Source organism: Pseudomonas sp. LBUM1649, assembly GCF_059716155.1.
The window spans coordinates 5,099,839-5,116,686 of the sequence record NZ_CP166807.1 but is presented as its reverse complement, the minus strand read 5'-3'; the positions used below and the strand labels follow the sequence as shown (position 1 = coordinate 5,116,686).

Genomic DNA, 16,848 nt, shown 5'->3' with positions numbered 1-16,848 from the left:
GGTAGAGAGGGCTTGCGCTTTCGTTAACCGGTTTGCTAGATTTATGTCCGCGCAGGGTAGGCGCATCACACCCGTCTTTGAAAGCTGGAAACGGCACTACCTGTTGGTTCTCTTATGCTCAAGGCCATGTTATTTCGAGGCCCTGCAGCGGCGTAGGCGGGTGGCGTTGCATTAGGGGCGGAGAAACCAACATGAGCACCATTCCCGACGTTCGTCCGTCTACCCTTTCCGGTATCAAACGTAAGGCCAAGCGCATCAATGGCCTGAACGCTGAAATCGCCTACCTTGTCGCTTTGGATCTGTCTGCAAAGCAGTCCGGCTACGAAAGCTATCATCACGCACGCAGAGTGCTGCAGGCCGGGCTGAGTGCTCCTTCACTGCACAGCATTTACCTCTCGGCGTATTGGCGTGACTCTTCGACAAAGCCACGATCAACTGGGCTTGAAGTTTTTGAGATTAAGCTCCGGAGGCCGCTGACAGACTTCCTAGGCAAGCATCAATGTCACTTTGCTCAAAATCTACAAGGGTTCTTCGTTGAGTCGTCGGATCATGTCGAAATGAGGAGCACTGTCGACAGCTTGGAGAAAGCAAAGGGGTTGCTGACTCGTGCAGCTCTTTCTCTTCAATTCATGGAAGCTGCACGGCTCCAGCCTGCAACAACGAAGGTTCAGTGGTCAGCCATGGAGAGGGCAGGCGAGCTCCCTTCTTCAGATCATATCTCTCGTTGGGTGTGTGCCGATACCGGCGCATGGCTGATGCTTGATGAGCCCTATGGGCATGTACTTGCGCCTGAGTATCAAGCTAGGCGCAACGACTGGTCTAACGAAAATGGCTTCAAGCTGGCAAGGCCTAGCTGGGAAGGTTTGTACAACCCTGGTTATGCGATGCCGCATTTATTGGGGCACGACGTCGATCTCATAAACCGTGTCGTCGCCACGGTGGAGCATCTCAGTGCAGGTGAGGCTAGTACTTGGGCTTTCCAGTCAGAAAACTTCAGCAGCCAGTTCGTGAGCCCTGCACGAGCGCAGTCTGGTAAGAAGCGAAATCCTCGTCCTGGTACCACGTACGGATCCAGTAAAAACGCGATCGAATACCGTCGCAAGGAAGGATGGGGTTCCTACTGGCGACCAGCTCAGCAAATGAGCATCGCTGACCATAACGAAATGGGATGGATACTTAAGCGTTTGTACGCAACAGCTATGCCTTTCACTGCCCGCAAGCAGCTCTCGGAGCTCCATGCTGAGCTGGAAAACTGGATGGATGCCGAATACAAGGGCGAACGCCATCCAGACTTTGATCCAGATGCCTACTACGGCGGCTACGATATCCCTTGCTACCAAAACCGCATTGAGGTGCTTGAAGCGCTCGATCGTCTCCGTTCGATCATGGCGGGCACGTATCTGGACTCTAAACCTTTGAGAGATCATTTCAGAAAGCTGGATTTGGCACGTCAGCATATCGCTAAGTCGTAAACTCAGGCTAAGAGCTTTTATTGTTTTTAATTTCGGAGGCCAGGGTTGGAAGGTCATAATTTTGAGCGTTTAAAGGCCCATATATTGCAGTTGTCAGTAGCCTCGGAGTTCGATCGGGCTAGGCTTGAATGGAAGCTTCACGCTGTTGAGGTTAGTGAGGAGTTTGATCAGTGTCCGTGCGGGAAGGATATTAAAGAGCACTGCTATATTATAAACTCTAGGAATGGTAACAAAACTTACGTAGGCAACGTGTGTATCAACCGTTTCCTGCAAATCGAGACGGGCAATCTGTTTGCCGGCTTGCGGAAAATTACGCTTAATCCGAGCGCGAATGCAAACGCAGATTTAATCGAGTACTCTTGGGAAAAGGGTTACCTGTTCGGTGAGAACGAATACTTGTTCTTGAAACGCACCATGAATAAGCGAAAGTTGTCTCCTGATCAAATTTCTTGGAAAAAGAAAATTAATAACAGGATTTTGAAAGGGACGGTGGTGAGGCGTCGGACAGTCCGAGATTGAGATAGGCTCACCGTAGTAGGTGAGCCCTCTAGGCTGGCTGACGAAAGGAATGATCAGCCGGGCTTACCTTCATCAGCCTAGCCGCTTGCGCGGGAACAAGGAGTTGGGCCGGTTAGGGATCCTTGCTCGATTCGTCCACCTGGCCTCGGTTCGGGAAAGGGCTCGCAGCTGGGACTTGCGTTGTCGACGGCGCTGTAGTCTATCCCGTGAGTATGTCGCTGCTACGGACACGAAGTGTCCGCCTATGCTGTTCCTCCAAGGATGTGCGAGGGAAGGCGATTCGAGGCGTACAGATGAGAAGGGCGATGCGGGTGGGCTAGCATTCACCAATCCGTCGCTCAGGTGTGAGAGATCGGCATCAGAAGCTCCGTACGTCATCGCTGAAGACTTGGTGAGATCAACGTGTTCGTTGTGGACATTTATTGCTTCTCTGTTCTCTGTCAGCCATTGCTCGCATTGCTTCCTCCTCAGTGTCTCGGCCAGAGCCTGCTCCAATTGAAATTCTTCCTGAGTTTGAATGGCTTTGTCCTCTCAACCGCGATACCCAAGCTTACCCTTAAGCAAGCACCCCATTTTATATGGCCAGTAAGATCGTTCCTGATTGTAACTTTTCAGCCCCCACGGCTAGCCGCTTACGCGAAGAAGCGATTGCTTTCTGCTAATGGCACATCGGCATTAGTTTTTGGTTCAGTCTTAGGAGATCTTGGTCAATTTCGATTCATCTCTCAGGTTGACGTGCTCAATAAAATTTTTGGAACCTGTTAAAGGTTCGGAGGCGTCGCGCCGATTGGATTTAGTAAGCCAATTTTTCGAGAGTGCTATGAGCGAAAACGATCGTTTGAAATCCCGCCTCAACTTCAAGTCCTCTGAAATTTTCAGTTTTCCGGGCACAGACGAGCATTATCGTGCGACAGTCAAACTCACCCCATCTCGACTCATACGTGTAACTCTTCACGACTTCAAAGCATGCTTCACCCTACACCAAGCTTATGAGATCGCGTCCGGTCTAATCAAAGCAGTACTCAACTCGGTTGATCACAATCACTCAAAACCGGATAAGTCTAATATCCAGAGTGCTCATGATCATTGGGCTGCTCTCACTGAGCGCCATGGCCCGATTGCATCACTGGAAACATCTGATTTGCTCCAAGTTTTGAGGACGGGTAGAGATTTCATAATTGCAGGAGCCCTGCTCGATCCCGACCCGATGGTGGAATTTAGGGATGGTGAAGAGCCTATCTACGACTTTCAGATCAGATTGGATGGCCAATACGTTATGCTATGTTTTGGATGGGTTGGCTGGAGTATCAGCCGAAGTGAAGCGCAGTGGTTGGCGGAACAGCTTTGGACTGCGGTGTTTTTGGCAACAAAGCCTAGAGCATAATTAATCAACAAGGGACAGGACTAGCTTCAGTTTTTACCCCGCACTATCGAGCCAGGTTTACCGGCCTGGTTTTCACCGAAAATCTTTCCAAACCTACATTTGCGCTTTCAAGCCTAACGTTGCTTCTCGCGCCAGTGACCCTCGATGAGGGCCGAGAGATAAATCCTCCGATATTCGTTTGCGGTCAGCTGTCGCTGGCCTCAACGGCCACGGAGCCGCTAATGGCTACCGGGTCGAGAGATGAAACCCTCAATATTCGGTTCGCCCGTTGATCCAGCTCTTGCCACAGGGTGAGAGATAAAACTCCCGATATTCGTCTGAGCCCAAATGAGCTGGGCCGCAGCAGCCAGAAATCTTAGGGCTAGCCGCTTACGCGAAGAGGCGACTTTCATCCTCAGATGCCAATCAAACAAAAACGGCCATGAACGTCGACGGCCGGTAAAACGATAAATCGAACGGTCGAAATTTGAAGCATCTCGAAGCTGCATGCTCCCAATATTGAGAGCACTGAGAGGTGTGTATGAACAACGATCCCAAGCAGCAAGGCGGGATGGGGCAAGACGATCCAATGCCGACATCGCCCGACCCCTTGAGCCCCGGGCGCACTGACGTTGACCCCGTGAGGGAAGAGGGAGTCGAAGAGCTTCCTGACAACGAAGGTGAGCGTCCTCTTGACGATGACGATACCGGACTGGATCCTGACCGGGTACGTGAAGAAACAGACAACGCGGTAATGGATAGACCGCAACATCCTCGCTAAAACCTCGTGGCGTGGCAGCCCTGTATCTAGCAGGGCTCTCCACAGAACTGATAGTTCACCAATGCGCTTCGCCTCAGATCACCTTCAAATCAAATTCAGGACTGCAGCAGCGCCAGTGCCTTCAGCGACACGCGCTGTGCTGCGATGATCACCGGGGACACCGTGACTGCAGATAGATGGCGTCCTGCTATGTTGATTAGGTTACGAGGCATCTGCTTTCGGGCGATACTCTGTCGTCGAGCTAATTTCATAGAGGGGGATGGTAAATGAGTGAAGGAGTTATTCAGAAGCTACAGAGCAGCCGGAAAGAGCTTCTGGATATCGGGCTTCGTAACAACATGCTCAACTTCCGTAAGACAGCCAAAAATCTCATGGTGGTGGATGAGGTTTCCGAGGAAGTTTTCAACATTCTTTATCGTCAAGAAAAGGCCATGGTTTTCGCATCCATGGCTCGCAATAAAATCGCAGAACTGGCCAGGTCAGCCAATCCGGAAGGGTACGACGAAGAATCTGCAAATGATGAGCAGATGATCCATGAACTTGATAGCTTGGATTGGTCAAAGTCGGCACCAGATAATTGTGATAGTGAAACAGGTAAAGCTCGCCGACATACCGATACTCGGTTGCAGACTGCGTTGGAAGATGAGCGCCTGTTCCTCCAATTGCTGAAAATACACAGCGAGGCGAAGGGGTTCATCGAAGAGCAGGGCGTTAATACCTTGTTCCTCTCGCTGGGTTTTCTTCATTGGTTTGAGGCCGACAGTTCGGAAAACTTGCGCAAGGCCCCCCTCGTGTTGCTGCCGGTAACTTTGCAGCGCAGTGGGGCGAAAGACGGATTTTCGCTCAAATATTCCGGTGATGATCTGGTTGAGAATCTCTCTCTGGTTGCCAAGCTAAAAACAGACTTCGGCCTCGACTTATCAACTTGTACCTTCCGCGAAGAGCAAGACAGTGATGATGCTCTGAGTGGTTATTTTTCTGATGTCTCAGATGTGGTCAGTAAGCAGAAACGCTGGAAGGTTGCACCGAATGAAATCGCATTGGGTTTCTTTTCTTTCGGCAAATTTTTGATGTTCAAAGATCTTGATCCGAAAAGCTGGCCAGAGGAAAAACAACCCGATGGGCATGGGGTGATGAAACGCCTGCTTGGGGGCGGTTTCGGTGATCTCCGGGCAGCTTATCCAGAGGACGTTAATATTGATTCGGTCATTAACCCCGGAGAGATTCGGTTCGTCAAAGATGCCGACAGCAGCCAGACCGAAGCCATTCTCGAGGTGCGTGCAGGGTCAAACCTAGTGATACAAGGGCCACCGGGCACGGGTAAATCACAGACAATCACCAACATCATTGCCGAACTGATCGGACAGAAAAAGACGGTGCTTTTTGTTGCTGAGAAAATGGCAGCTTTGGAAGTGGTAAAGCGCCGTCTCGATGAGAGCCATCTGGGCGATGCGGTCTTCGAGTTGCATAGCCATAAATCCACTAAACAATCAGTGCTTAAAGAGCTGGCACGCACCCTCGAGCAGGGGCGACCTCTTACCAAAGTGGGTGAGGAGGATCTGGCCAGCTTGAAGCAATTGCAAGATGGCCTGAACCTGTACTGCGAGGCGGTCAGTTCTCTGGCAGGCGCGAGCGGCTTACCTTTTGTTGAGGTACTAGGCAGCTTTCTGAAATTGAAACGTACACGTTCCGGCTTACCGACGTTGTCTTTCGCTCCTATGGCCACTTGGAGCCATGCAGACCAGCGGAATCGCGGGGAGCTAGTTAAGGAATTAGTGCTGCACTTGGAGGAAATGGGGCGCCCGGATCACAGCGTGTTCTGGGGTACCGAGCGCACCTATTTTTCTCCAATTGAACAAAGCAGCGCGACGGATGCGTTGCATCAGGCGAGTTCTCACCTCATAGCCCTCCAATCTGCCGCCGGTGCCCTCTCAGAAAGATTACTACTCACTCAACCAGCGACTTTGGCTGATGTAGATGTAATTTGCCGTGCCGCGCGACGAGCCGCTGAGGCGCCCCGGTTGGAAGGGGTGCACCTTTCGACAGGAGAATGGCAGTCTCGTCGTGATGTCATACGTGAGTTACTGGACGCCGGAGAGCAGATGACTGCATGCCGCGACAGGCATGACAGTATGTTGATTGATGCGGCCTGGGAGCAGGATTTATTAGAGGTTCGACAGAGCCTACTAGCCCATGGCGAAAAATGGTGGCGCATTTTTTCTGGTCGCTTCCGCTCAGCGCGCACGCGACTACAGGGGCTAGCACGTGAGACTTTGCCCAAAACAACAGGAGAAATGTTGGCGCTGGTTGATTCTGTCCTGACGTATCAGCAGAGCAAGAAAACCTATGATCAACATGAGGTACTCGGTAGCGCACTATTCGGAGCTCAATGGCAACGTCAGAAGTCCGATTGGGGCGTTTTGGATCGCCTGAGTAGTTGGGTCATTCAGCTGCATGACGACTTGGGTAACGGTCAAATACCGCAAGGAATCATTGGCTTTCTGGCTGGACACTCAGATGCCAGCGGGCTCGGTGAGGCTGTCGCGAGTATTCAGCAGCATGTGACAGGTCTGGATAAGGCACTGATAAGTGCTCTGGACGTCACAGGCATGCAGTCCCAGAACAAAAAAGAGGATGTGCGAGCACTGGGATTGGATACCCTCGCCCTATGTTTACAGCAGTGGTTAGAAGGCCTAACAGCGCTGTACCAAATGGCGCGCTTCAATGTGCTGGCAGGACAATTAAGAGAGGAAGGGCTCGAAGAGTTGGTGCAGCTCGCCGCGACAAGCGACGAACCAATGCTATTGCCGGATATTCTGAATCTTTCCTGGTACTCGGGTCTGGTGCAACGTGTTTACGCCGAAAAACCAGCCCTGCAGCAGTTTGACCGCATCAAACACGAACACCAGATAAGCCGATTCCGTAATTTGGATATAGCGTCGTTGCGCCACGCGCAAACCAGCCTGGCGAAACAGGTTTGGGAAAGTATGCCGAACATTAACCAGCCAGGTGAAATGGCAGTTCTTCGAGCCGAGATCAACAAAAAACGCCGTCATATGCCCATCCGCCTATTGATCGAGAAAGCTGGGCGCGCAATTCAGCAAATTAAACCAGTCTTCATGATGAGCCCGATGTCGATTGCCAACTTCCTGCCACCGGGGAAACTGGAATTTGATGTTGTGGTATTCGACGAAGCCTCTCAGGTAAAAGCTATCGATGCCTTCGGTGCGATTCTGCGGGGCAAGCAGGTTGTGGTGGTCGGTGATACGCGACAGATGCCACCGACGGACTTCTTCAGTCGAGAAGTCGAATTGGATGACGACGACAGCGCGACTGGTGATATCGAAAGCATTCTGACCATGTTTAAGGCTGCGGGCAGTCAGGAGCGTTATCTTCGCTGGCACTATCGCAGTCGGCACGAGTCACTGATTGCGGTTTCAAACGTTGAGTTCTATGAGAGCAAATTGGTCGTCTTTCCGTCTGCCGGTCAGCACCCCTATGCCAAAGGGGTCAGTTTCGATTATTTGCCCCAGGCTCTTTATGACCGTGGGCGCACTCGGACGAATAAAGAAGAGGCCAAGTCTGTGGCCAAGGCGGTGATGGATCACGCGTTGCGTACGCCCGAGCTGTCGTTGGGGGTTGCAGCATTTAGTGTGACGCAGCGAGACTTGATTCTGGTTGAGGTCGAATTGCTGCGTCGGCAAACACCTGACGCCGAGGCGTTTTTTACTCGCGAAAACAGCGAACCATTCTTCGTCAAGAACCTTGAAAATATCCAGGGTGATGAACGCGACGTGATTTTCATCAGTATCTGCTATGGCCGCAATGAGTCTGGGCGAATTGCTAAAGAATTTGGCCCAGTTAATCGCGAAGGCGGTCATCGACGACTGAACGTGTTGATCACGCGCGCGAAGATGGCTATGAGGGTATTTTGTAATTTTAGGGCCGATGAAATGGAGTTGGAGACCAGTGCTCCGCTAGGCGTAAGGGCCCTAAAGAATTTCCTGAAGTTTGCAGAAACCGGGGAGTTGGAAGTCGCCAAAGAAACGGGGAAAGCGGCAGATTCGCCGTTTGAAATGGAGGTGATGGACGCACTCCGTGAACGTAATTTTGAAGTCGAACCGCAAGTGGGAACGGCGGGTTACTTTATTGATATCGCGGTCAAAGATCCTGAATATCCTGGTCGATATGTTCTGGCAATTGAATGTGACGGTGCGGCATACCACAGCTCGCGCTCTGCCCGTGACAGGGATCGTTTGCGCCAGGGGGTGCTGGAAGGATTGGGATGGAACTTCCATCGAATCTGGAGCACCGATTGGTTCCGCAACCCACAGCAGGAAATCACCCGGGCCGTGGCGGCGATCGAGGCCGCACGTAAAAGCCTGTCCGAACGCCGCGATATCATTGTCCCCGAAGGCACCCCACAAGCCAGACATGAAATCATCCGGGGACAACCCGCCGGGGAGAAACTTTCAAATTCGAACCGCCCCTATGTGAAGGCGCGCCTGACGCCGGTCATAGATACCGCCGTGCAGCTCCATCAAGAGAAGCCCGAAAAGCTCGTGCAAATGATTAAGACCGTCATTGACATCGAAGCCCCTGTCCACGAAAGCGATATCACCCGACGGCTCATGGATGCGTTTGGTGTTGGTCGCGCTGGTGCGAGGATCACTTCAGCGGTAGAGACGGCCATTCGGGAGGGTTGCCGTCATCAGCTGTTTCGCCATCAGGATGGCTTTGTCTACGCGAGCGGTAGCCCAACCGTCAAAATTAGAAACCGCTCGCAGTTGGAGGCGGCTGAACGAAAAATCGAACTGGTGGCGCCAGAAGAGCTCGACCTGGCAATAACGGAAACTGTGACGCTAGGCTTCTCAATGACAGTGGAAGAAGCTATTTCAGGCGCTCTAGCGCTGATAGGCTTTGGGCGTGCCACTGCGAAAATCTCAGCAATTCTGGAGGGGCGTGTACAGAAGCTACTGGCCTCAGGAGGCTTGACCGAGGTTTCTGGACTCATTTTGTGCCATGTTTCACCCGTGCAATCCAGCCGTATCGACGGTTTGGAGGAAGTACGCGGAATTGCGACTGAGGCTAGTGCGCAAGTGACGTTTCGGTAATGTTGATGTGTAAACAATCCACACCCACAAATAAGGAACTCCCCCTCAATGAGTGAGACCCTGAAGATAACTGAGCAATTGCGCAGCGCTTTGGCGTTGGGGCAGCAGGTGGAGGCGCTGCGCCACGAGGAAATACAGTTCAAGCCGATTAATGACCGTGACATTGCGGAACTGGAGCGGCTGGAGCAGGTACTGCAGCTCTATGAACAAACCATGACCAAGTTGGGCTATATCATAATGGAGGCAGCCGACGAGCAGGGCCTTCGATTTGATGCTCCGTCCGAGCTTCTAAACCACGAAGCCTAGACATGAAGCCAGATGCGTACACTGCGCTCACCACTATTGCCATTGAGTCACTTTGAATTGATGGCACATGTCGTGAATAACCAATTGGTTTGTGACGGGACAAATTGGAGCGTTGACGCGCTGAGAAATTGACACGGTTTTACGAGTTGCTATTCAGTTGAGTGCATTTTTAATATAGTGCTAAACATTACTAATCCGAGGTTTCCATGTCCAAGCTCGCAGAATTCCGCCAACTCGAAAAGCACCTTGCAGAACAGCTCGAAGCTCTCGAAGCCTTGAAAGGCGATGCTGGCTTGAAGAAAGAAATTGAATTTGAGACCAAGCTGCGTGCACTGCTGGGTGAATACAGCTACAGCCTGAAAGACGTGATCAACCTGCTTGATCCGAAGTCTGGTCGTCGTGCACCAGTCGCTGAGCCCCAAGCCACTACTCGGAAGCCACGCCAGGTTAAGGTCTACAAAAACCCGATCACCGGTGAAGTCGTCGAAACCAAAGGCGGCAATCACAAAACGCTGAAGGAATGGAAAGCAGAGCACGGTTCCGCGACCGTTGAGTCCTGGCTGACCAAGTGATTTTTGTTTGAGTACAAAAGGGCCCTTTGAGGGTTATGCCGATCAGTAAAGCCCTATCGCTTGACCTTTGGCCGTAAGAACTCAAAATCCGATGCCTGAACTGGCATCGGATTTTTTTATGGTGCGCCAGGCATGGCGCGTTGCGCGCAAGCGCAACCAGTTTGGCTGTGGTGGTCACGCTGGTGACTTGGAGGTGAAAGTCCTCTACACACCCGGCAAGGGGAAGTGTTAGCCGAAGGCAAGGGTGTCGCAGGCGACTGCGAATCTGAAGGAAGCCCGGGGCAAAATGCTGGCCTGACGAACAGGAAGCGGATTAGGCGGTGCAGCGGGGTAAGGTAGCCATAATTGCCAAAGCCCAATACTTGCACGGAACGCTGTGACGTAGATCCGACAGGCATAAGCAGGAAGGTCGCGCGAATTACCCTGGGAGATCTGCACGTTTGCCACTGTGCTACCGAGCGTCGAGAGGCGACGGGATGAACGTGCAGAAGTCAGCCGAGGCCGTAGTAAGTGGCAAATAACCCTGCCACCAAGGGCCGAACAGGTTATGCCGCCAGTAGGCGTCAGAGTCTCGTCGAATGTCGAAAAGCAGAAATTTCTCCGAGGGAGAACTGTGACCCCTAGTTCCGGACAGAATCCGCGGGCGACGGCTGGCAGTGCGCAGGCATCGGCGACGTCTGTGATGTGGACGAACGCGGAGCCGGACACGCTGATGGCGCGGGTGCTTGCATCGGCCAACCTCAAGCGTGCGTATCACCGCGTGGTCAGCAACGAGGGGGCGCCGGGTGCCGATGGCATGACGGTCGACGAATTGGCGGGCTACGTGGAACAGTATTGGCCAACCCTCAAGGCCAGGTTGCTGGCCGGTGAGTATCACCCGCAAGGTGTACGCGCCGTCGAAATCCCCAAACCCAAAGGCGGGACAAGACAGCTGGGTATCCCCAGCGTCGTGGATCGCCTGATCCAACAGGCACTGCTGCAACAGCTCACGCCGATCTTTGACCCGCTGTTCTCGGACTATAGCTACGGCTTCCGTCCGGGCAGAAGCGCCCACCAAGCCATCGAAACAGCCCGTGCCCATGTGGCGGCGGGCCACCGCTGGTGTGTGGAACTCGATCTGGAGAAGTTCTTCGATCGGGTCAACCACGATGTATTGATGGCCCATGTGCAGCGTCAGGTTGAAGACAAGCGGGTGCTCAGGCTGATCCGTCGTTATCTAGAGGCCGGCGTGATGTCGGGCGGGATCGCCAGCCGACGGCAGGAAGGGACGCCGCAAGGCGGCCCGCTCTCGCCGTTGCTGTCGAACATCCTGCTCAACGAACTCGACCAAGAGCTGACACGGCGGGGCCATCGCTTCGTGCGCTATGCCGACGATGCGAACATTTATGTGCGCAGTCCTCGTGCTGGCGCGCGAGTGATGGCTGGTGTTGAGCGTTTCCTGAATCAGCGTCTGAAACTGACGCTGAATCGGGAAAAGAGCCGAGTAGCCGGGTCGTGGATGTGTGATTACTTGGGCTACGGGATGAGCTGGCATCAACAACCGAGGTTAAGAGTAGCGACGATGAGTCTGGGTCGCTTACGCGACCGACTCAGAAACCTGCTGCGCGGCGCACGGGGCCACAAGATGGCGAACGTCATCGAGCGGATTAACCCCGTACTGCGCGGTTGGGCGGGCTACTTCAAGCTCAGTCAGAGCAAGCGCCCCCTTGAGGAGCTGGACGGGTGGGTGCGGCATAAACTTCGCTGCGTCATCTGGCGCCAATGGAAGCAGCCCTCTACGAGGGCGCGCAACTTGATGCGCTTGGGGCTTAGCGAAGCGCGCGCCTGCAAATCAGCCTTCAATGGTCGCGGACCATGGTGGAACTCGGGGGCGTCACATATGAATCAGGCGTTACCGAAGAAGCTGTGGGATCAGCTAGGGCTGGTCTCGATACTGGATACGATAAACCGGCTTAGCCGCATAACTTGAGCCGCCGTATACGGAACCGTACGTACGGTGGCGTGAGAGGACGGCGGTTGTGAAACCGCCTCCTACTCGATCGTCTCACTCGGGCACTGGAATTGACCCACAACATCGTCTCTACCCCTAACTCAATCGAGGGTTTTCAGGGATCAGGTCATGGCTGCTTCCAAGGAAGCGGTGCAGAGTGTACATGTCCGGATCAGTGTGGACTCAGTGTCCGGATGTTCGTTGAACTGGTGTCTGAGTGGGAGTGAAATCCGCAGCCATTGCGAAATTGCCCCGCACTTGACCACCCATTGCATCCAATGTGACCAGCGCACTCAGCCGTTCACATCGGCAGATAACGGTCAAAAGAGGTCAATCGCAGATGCTTACGAAATCAGTGGTGATTCAGTGTATATTTATAGTTTTGCATTAATAGAGGTTAACAATGGGTATTAGAGATTGCTTTGCTAAATATGGAGCGACGCTCAAGAATGTCAATTGGTCGGTTTCGTCAGAAAATAATAAAGGCGAATTGGTAGTCAGCCTGTGGCAGCAGTTTTTCATCAAGTCAGAGAGCAGCGTGATTAAATATGTAGATTGCGTTTCGCGCTGGTCTGGTCATGGAAATATTGAATTTAGAGAGCGAATCGCAAAAGCATACGATACAAACCAGCCTGTTCGAGTTGTCATTGCAAGAACTGACGACGAAGACGCCGTTCGCAAAGGGAAAGATGCCAGCAAGCTAAAAAACCGATTTCATATAAAGGAAGACTGGCTCGGAAAGGTCACATTTTGGGATGGTGACCGTTTCGAAATTGAATTCAGGTCATCTTAAGGAATTACAAGGTGTTTAGCGGGCCGCTTTTGGTCGATTGTGTTGAAAAAGTCGCTTTTCTCAAACTGCCGATAAATTGATCGGTGAAAGCACTTTTTGGCACGCATCTACGCGACAACTTTTGCACCTCAGGACGTACGCCGGATTATTTTCCTGGCCACCCAATTGACTCTAACCAAGCTCGACCATAGGGTTGATCTAATGTACCCAAAAAGCTACTAAGGTTCTTACCTTCAAACTGTGGAAGTTTTTTTATGTACCACATGCAAGCAGCGTTTATATTGGTTAGGTTTTTCATGCCCCCAATCCAATCAGGAATAGCAAGCAATGGAGTTCCAGACATGCCAAGGACCCGCAATTTATCAAGTTGCTTTAGCGATTCGGGTAGCTCGGATATGAGTGTTCCGATAAATCTTAGGCTTTCTAGCTGACGCATTTGCCCTATATTTAAAGGTAAGCTGTTGATTCTATTGAATGAGACATTTAGCGATTGCAAGCTATTAATTTCTGTAAGCCAGTCAGGGATTGCTGTCAGTTTACTCCACTGAATAGAGAGTTTCGTAAGTTTCTTTAAATTGACAAAATTATCCGGAAGGTAATGTAGCGGAGTTGAGTCAAAATCAATAGTTTCTAACGTGGTTAGGCAGCCAAGCTCATTTGGTAGTTCTTCAATACCTCTTTCTCTAATTGTTAAGTGGCGTAAGCTCTTTAAAGCTGTAATGGAGGAAGGTAAGACTGTTAAGTTATTGAAGGTGAGGATGACTTCCTCAAGACTTTCCAATCCCCCAATTGTATCCGGCAGCGTATCAAGTTGCGTATTTTTGATATGCAAGATTTTAAGATTCAGAAGTTTACCTATTGATGATGGGAGCGTCTTGATCCCCACATCTTGCACCACTAAGGAAGTCAAGCGACTCAATTTTCCAAGTTCATCAGGTAGGTCGCAAATATCCCCATCAGTTTCGTCATCGAAGAAGTCATTTTTCCAATTTAACTCTTCGAGGTTTTTAAGGGTAATAAGTTCTTGCGGCGCTGTCTTGCATTGGTATAAATTTACTTTACGTAAATTTTCTAATTTGGATAAATGTTCGGGAAATTTGCCATCCTCTAGGCCTAATGTCTCCAACGCTAGGATGGTTTCTGTAGTCACGGGGAAATCGTGATACTCATTTTCATCAGCCCATCGAACCAGGGTTTCGGCCCATTCGCTCAATTTATCTGTTCTACACCCCCTAACGTAAATTAATGCTCCTTCCCCCGAAATTCTATCTTTTTCAAATCCTGCGTATTCTCCTTCGGCTCCCCACTGTATTTTTCCTTCCCTGTATTGCACTTCAGAAGATTTGTTGGATGTGAAATTCCAAACCATACCATCATCGCGGCAACCCCTTCGCACTGGTGTGCAACAAGCATAAGCCCCCATCAGGCGGCCAGACAGAGGAGGCTTTACAAACGCTCCGTGTTCATCCTTGATAGGTGCTCGCAGAGTCTTGAGTTCTGTTATAGTTGGGGCTCTCCAATCATTATGTCCGGCGAAATTAAACTCGCCCTTAGAATAGGAAAATTTGGCAAAATAAGTGGTTTCCAGTAACCACGTCAACCCTGTTTCTGTATCTGTCCAGGTAGATTCAATTCCACAATACGCCTTTAAAAATGATAACTGGTATCCGTCTAAGTCTTCATTATCTGATGACCACTGGTAACCTTGCCCTCGCGGGTTGCGTTTAACCATTCCAGCTTTTATTTCGCGCAAGAATGATAAAGCCGCTGAAAAATCACCAAATTGGACTGAAGACATTAATCGGATTCCTATGTAGTAAGTTCATGCAGGCATATGCGATTCTGGGGGGCTCGCAAGTGTATCTGGAAACTAAGCATATAACATTCATGGTGCGAGGCCATTGCTTAGTGGATTTAAATGTCTTGCAAGTCATGCGAATCCTGAGGCAGGTGGCGTATTTCTAATGCTCCCATGGCAACAACATTTGCTAGGGATGGTCTGAAGTAGTCAGCGATTTTTGATACCTTCCTTGGTTGAGGTTCAAAAAACGCTGGTTTAGTCAGAAATCAGACCTTTCCTGCTCTTGATTCATCGTTTTACCCTTGAATAACACCTTTTCAAGATGCTTTTCCTGCATTACAGGCGCACCACTCCCGTACCCAGTAGCACTATTCGCACGTCCACAGGTTGGACAGGGCAAATAGCGTGACCTGTTGTGCGGAGTTTTTCATCAGACCATGATAATGCACTATCGTATAACCAAACTGGCGCTGATTACTCGAAATGGATGCTCAACCTTGGCTCTGTCCTGTGCTTTGGCGTAACGGATGATGCCGCTATCGTGCTGTCGGTTGACGAGAAAACTAAGATCCAGGCACTGGATCGCACGCAACCGATATTGCCGTTGGCGCCGATGCCAAATCGGCCCAGTTGCCGAGACGTCACTGACCCAGTCTGATTCCTTGCGAACCTTCTCCTTGTTGGATTTGTACCAATTGGCGATAGGTCATTCTTGCTTCGGCACGTAGGTCAATTCCGCATCGACTGCAACAGGCCGACTTCTGCCAGTGCCGACCGGCCGCATAGGGTCGAGTGCCCCCGGTGGCGATGGGCCGCAGTCGACCCCAAGCAGCCATTTGCTCACGCTCAGGTTAAGGGGCGGGCCCGGCGAACGACTTGACCGATTATTAAGTACGACGACGGGCGCGAATAACTGCACTAGCCATCATAATGTTACAAAAGTGAACGACGTCGCTGTAGTTACGTAGAGAATATACGCCGCGCCCGTATTTTCCGTCACCTTCTATTTCGCCGCTTTCCCACTGGTGAACCTGAATATATCCAGAGGAGGAATTTGCTAAGATCTCAAATGCAACAGCATTATAGTTGTCGATATAAACTTGAAACTTTCTTTCTCCGTCAGTTATTTCATAGCCTTGCTCAGTAGCGACCTGCTTTATAATTTCTACCAGCTTATCGAACTCCATTTACATCTCCTTTTATGGAATGTCTAAAAATAATGTTTTCGCTCAGCTAGTGCCAGTGGATGGCGTGAGCTAGTAATAATGCTGCCTCTAGAGAGGCTCTGGAAAAGCCCCGCTTTCATAATATTACATGTACTGTACGCTGCATAGTTACTGGTTTGTAATTTTCGGAAAAAAGTCTTTTCAGGTCATTCCTGGATGAAATGTCTTTAGCCGTTCAGGTCTTTTTACATAGTATCCTTGGTTTTGGGTTGAGCTAAGTTTGCTATTTTGGAATTAGAACCTAACGTTGGGCGTAGCCAGAGGGTAAAAATCGTAGCATTTCAACAGTCTGGCTGGCTGACTTGTTAGGCTTACTATGCAATATGATTTTACCCAAAGCGCCACACAGGAAGGTCTCACGCCGTGGTTAGTTCGGTTGGGCTAGGGGCTCGTCTTAAAACTTGGCCTTGAGGAGGTATCTTGCGAGACTGAATGCGGGCTCCTTGGCGAGTCCAATGAGGTGTTCGTGGAGCTCATCGACCGCGCTGAAGAATCGTTCGTGCTCTTCGCTCTCATGCGTCGGAAGCGAGATTGTAGGGCCTGACTGTAGGAAGTTCTCGAGTGAAATCCCTTCAATCTGCATTCTTTCATCGATACCTTCGAAGGATTCCCGATCAATTGCGCGTTGGAGTTGTTGCTTTGCACCTGCTACCGTGTATTCAACTTTGTCCATAAAGCTATGGATATCTTGAGTTAGTGGTGAGGTTCCTAGCCAACGCCGTACCTGTTGTGTTGCAGCCGAAAAATCGTGAAAAGCCTTTGCAAAACTGCGAACTTCGATGGGTATGTTCTTGAAGTCTTCTGACTCAAATGCAAGTGGTCTACTTTTTCGTGGCATGAAGATTTGCTCCGTGGAATCAGTGTGTCTTCGTGAGGCCCAACGCCGACGTTAATCGGCTGTCTCGTCAGCG

At 51.0% G+C, this 16,848-nt stretch carries 13 protein-coding genes and 1 pseudogene; 9 read left to right on the top strand and 5 right to left on the bottom strand.

Annotation, left to right across the window (positions count from 1 at the left end; all coding sequences use genetic code 11):
• Positions 1-191 precede the first annotated feature (191 nt).
• Both ACA058_RS23595 and ACA058_RS23590 read left to right on the top strand, forming a co-directional pair.
• The gene (locus ACA058_RS23595) at positions 192-1,472 is read left to right on the top strand and encodes a DUF5623 domain-containing protein (protein ID WP_497636139.1); all 1,281 of its coding nucleotides are present in this window, start codon (positions 192-194) and stop codon (positions 1,470-1,472) included.
• A gap of 45 nt (positions 1,473-1,517) precedes the next feature.
• The gene (locus tag ACA058_RS23590) at positions 1,518-1,991 is read left to right on the top strand and encodes a hypothetical protein (protein WP_497636138.1); all 474 of its coding nucleotides are present in this window, start codon (positions 1,518-1,520) and stop codon (positions 1,989-1,991) included.
• A 72-nt stretch (positions 1,992-2,063) separates the two neighbouring features.
• Here ACA058_RS23590 and ACA058_RS23585 read toward each other — a convergent pair whose 3' ends face one another.
• Positions 2,064-2,486, bottom strand: coding sequence for a type II toxin-antitoxin system CcdA family antitoxin (locus ACA058_RS23585; RefSeq protein ID WP_497636137.1), 423 nt, complete (start codon positions 2,484-2,486; stop codon positions 2,064-2,066).
• A 325-nt stretch (positions 2,487-2,811) separates the two neighbouring features.
• On the opposite strand from ACA058_RS23585, the gene ACA058_RS23580 reads away from it, so the two are divergent.
• From ACA058_RS23580 to ACA058_RS23550, 7 genes are all read left to right on the top strand, one after another.
• Positions 2,812-3,375, top strand: coding sequence for a hypothetical protein (locus ACA058_RS23580; protein WP_497636136.1), 564 nt, complete (start codon positions 2,812-2,814; stop codon positions 3,373-3,375).
• Between the two features lie 520 nt (positions 3,376-3,895).
• Positions 3,896-4,135: a hypothetical protein gene (locus ACA058_RS23575; RefSeq protein WP_497636135.1), complete on the top strand. Its 240-nt coding sequence runs from the start codon at positions 3,896-3,898 to the stop codon at positions 4,133-4,135.
• Positions 4,136-4,401: 266 nt separating this feature from the next.
• Positions 4,402-9,249: a DUF3320 domain-containing protein gene (locus ACA058_RS23570; RefSeq protein ID WP_497636134.1), complete on the top strand. Its 4,848-nt coding sequence runs from the start codon at positions 4,402-4,404 to the stop codon at positions 9,247-9,249.
• A gap of 48 nt (positions 9,250-9,297) precedes the next feature.
• Positions 9,298-9,555, top strand: a complete 258-nt coding sequence (locus tag ACA058_RS23565) for a hypothetical protein (RefSeq protein WP_497636133.1) — start codon at positions 9,298-9,300, stop codon at positions 9,553-9,555.
• Between the two features lie 206 nt (positions 9,556-9,761).
• Positions 9,762-10,127 carry a histone-like nucleoid-structuring protein, MvaT/MvaU family gene (locus tag ACA058_RS23560; protein ID WP_497636132.1) on the top strand — a complete coding sequence of 122 codons (366 nt, stop codon included), beginning with the start codon at positions 9,762-9,764 and terminating at the stop codon, positions 10,125-10,127.
• Positions 10,128-10,674: 547 nt separating this feature from the next.
• A complete protein-coding gene (gene ltrA / locus ACA058_RS23555; RefSeq protein ID WP_497635123.1) occupies positions 10,675-12,096 on the top strand; it encodes a group II intron reverse transcriptase/maturase in 1,422 nt (473 codons plus the stop codon).
• 424 nt (positions 12,097-12,520) lie between these two features.
• Complete coding sequence (locus tag ACA058_RS23550; protein ID WP_497636131.1) at positions 12,521-12,910, top strand: hypothetical protein; 390 nt, start codon at positions 12,521-12,523, stop codon at positions 12,908-12,910.
• Positions 12,911-13,055: 145 nt separating this feature from the next.
• On the opposite strand, the gene ACA058_RS23545 is transcribed toward ACA058_RS23550, so the two are convergent.
• The 4 genes and pseudogenes from ACA058_RS23545 to ACA058_RS23530 all read right to left on the bottom strand — a co-directional run bounded on the left by ACA058_RS23545 (position 13,056) and on the right by ACA058_RS23530 (position 16,775).
• Positions 13,056-14,708: a leucine-rich repeat domain-containing protein gene (locus tag ACA058_RS23545; RefSeq protein ID WP_497636130.1), complete on the bottom strand. Its 1,653-nt coding sequence runs from the start codon at positions 14,706-14,708 to the stop codon at positions 13,056-13,058.
• 339 nt (positions 14,709-15,047) lie between these two features.
• Positions 15,048-15,240, bottom strand: a pseudogene (locus tag ACA058_RS23540) (IS5/IS1182 family transposase); the annotation flags it as partial.
• 358 nt (positions 15,241-15,598) lie between these two features.
• Entirely contained in the window at positions 15,599-15,898 is a 300-nt protein-coding gene (locus ACA058_RS23535; RefSeq protein ID WP_401307652.1) for a hypothetical protein, read from the bottom strand.
• A gap of 433 nt (positions 15,899-16,331) precedes the next feature.
• Positions 16,332-16,775, bottom strand: a complete 444-nt coding sequence (locus ACA058_RS23530) for a hypothetical protein (RefSeq protein WP_497636129.1) — start codon at positions 16,773-16,775, stop codon at positions 16,332-16,334.
• Positions 16,776-16,848 lie beyond the last annotated feature (73 nt).

Coding starts and splice junctions, on each gene's coding strand:
- ACA058_RS23595 (WP_497636139.1), top strand. CDS start 192: ATGAGCACCATTCCCGACGTTCGTCCGTCTACCCTTTCCGGTATCAAA.
- ACA058_RS23580 (WP_497636136.1), top strand. CDS start 2,812: ATGAGCGAAAACGATCGTTTGAAATCCCGCCTCAACTTCAAGTCCTCT.
- ACA058_RS23575 (WP_497636135.1), top strand. CDS start 3,896: ATGAACAACGATCCCAAGCAGCAAGGCGGGATGGGGCAAGACGATCCA.
- ACA058_RS23570 (WP_497636134.1), top strand. CDS start 4,402: ATGAGTGAAGGAGTTATTCAGAAGCTACAGAGCAGCCGGAAAGAGCTT.
- ACA058_RS23565 (WP_497636133.1), top strand. CDS start 9,298: ATGAGTGAGACCCTGAAGATAACTGAGCAATTGCGCAGCGCTTTGGCG.
- ACA058_RS23560 (WP_497636132.1), top strand. CDS start 9,762: ATGTCCAAGCTCGCAGAATTCCGCCAACTCGAAAAGCACCTTGCAGAA.
- ltrA (WP_497635123.1), top strand. CDS start 10,675: ATGCCGCCAGTAGGCGTCAGAGTCTCGTCGAATGTCGAAAAGCAGAAA.
- ACA058_RS23550 (WP_497636131.1), top strand. CDS start 12,521: ATGGGTATTAGAGATTGCTTTGCTAAATATGGAGCGACGCTCAAGAAT.
- ACA058_RS23545 (WP_497636130.1), bottom strand. CDS start 14,708: ATGTCTTCAGTCCAATTTGGTGATTTTTCAGCGGCTTTATCATTCTTG.
- ACA058_RS23535 (WP_401307652.1), bottom strand. CDS start 15,898: ATGGAGTTCGATAAGCTGGTAGAAATTATAAAGCAGGTCGCTACTGAG.
- ACA058_RS23530 (WP_497636129.1), bottom strand. CDS start 16,775: ATGCCACGAAAAAGTAGACCACTTGCATTTGAGTCAGAAGACTTCAAG.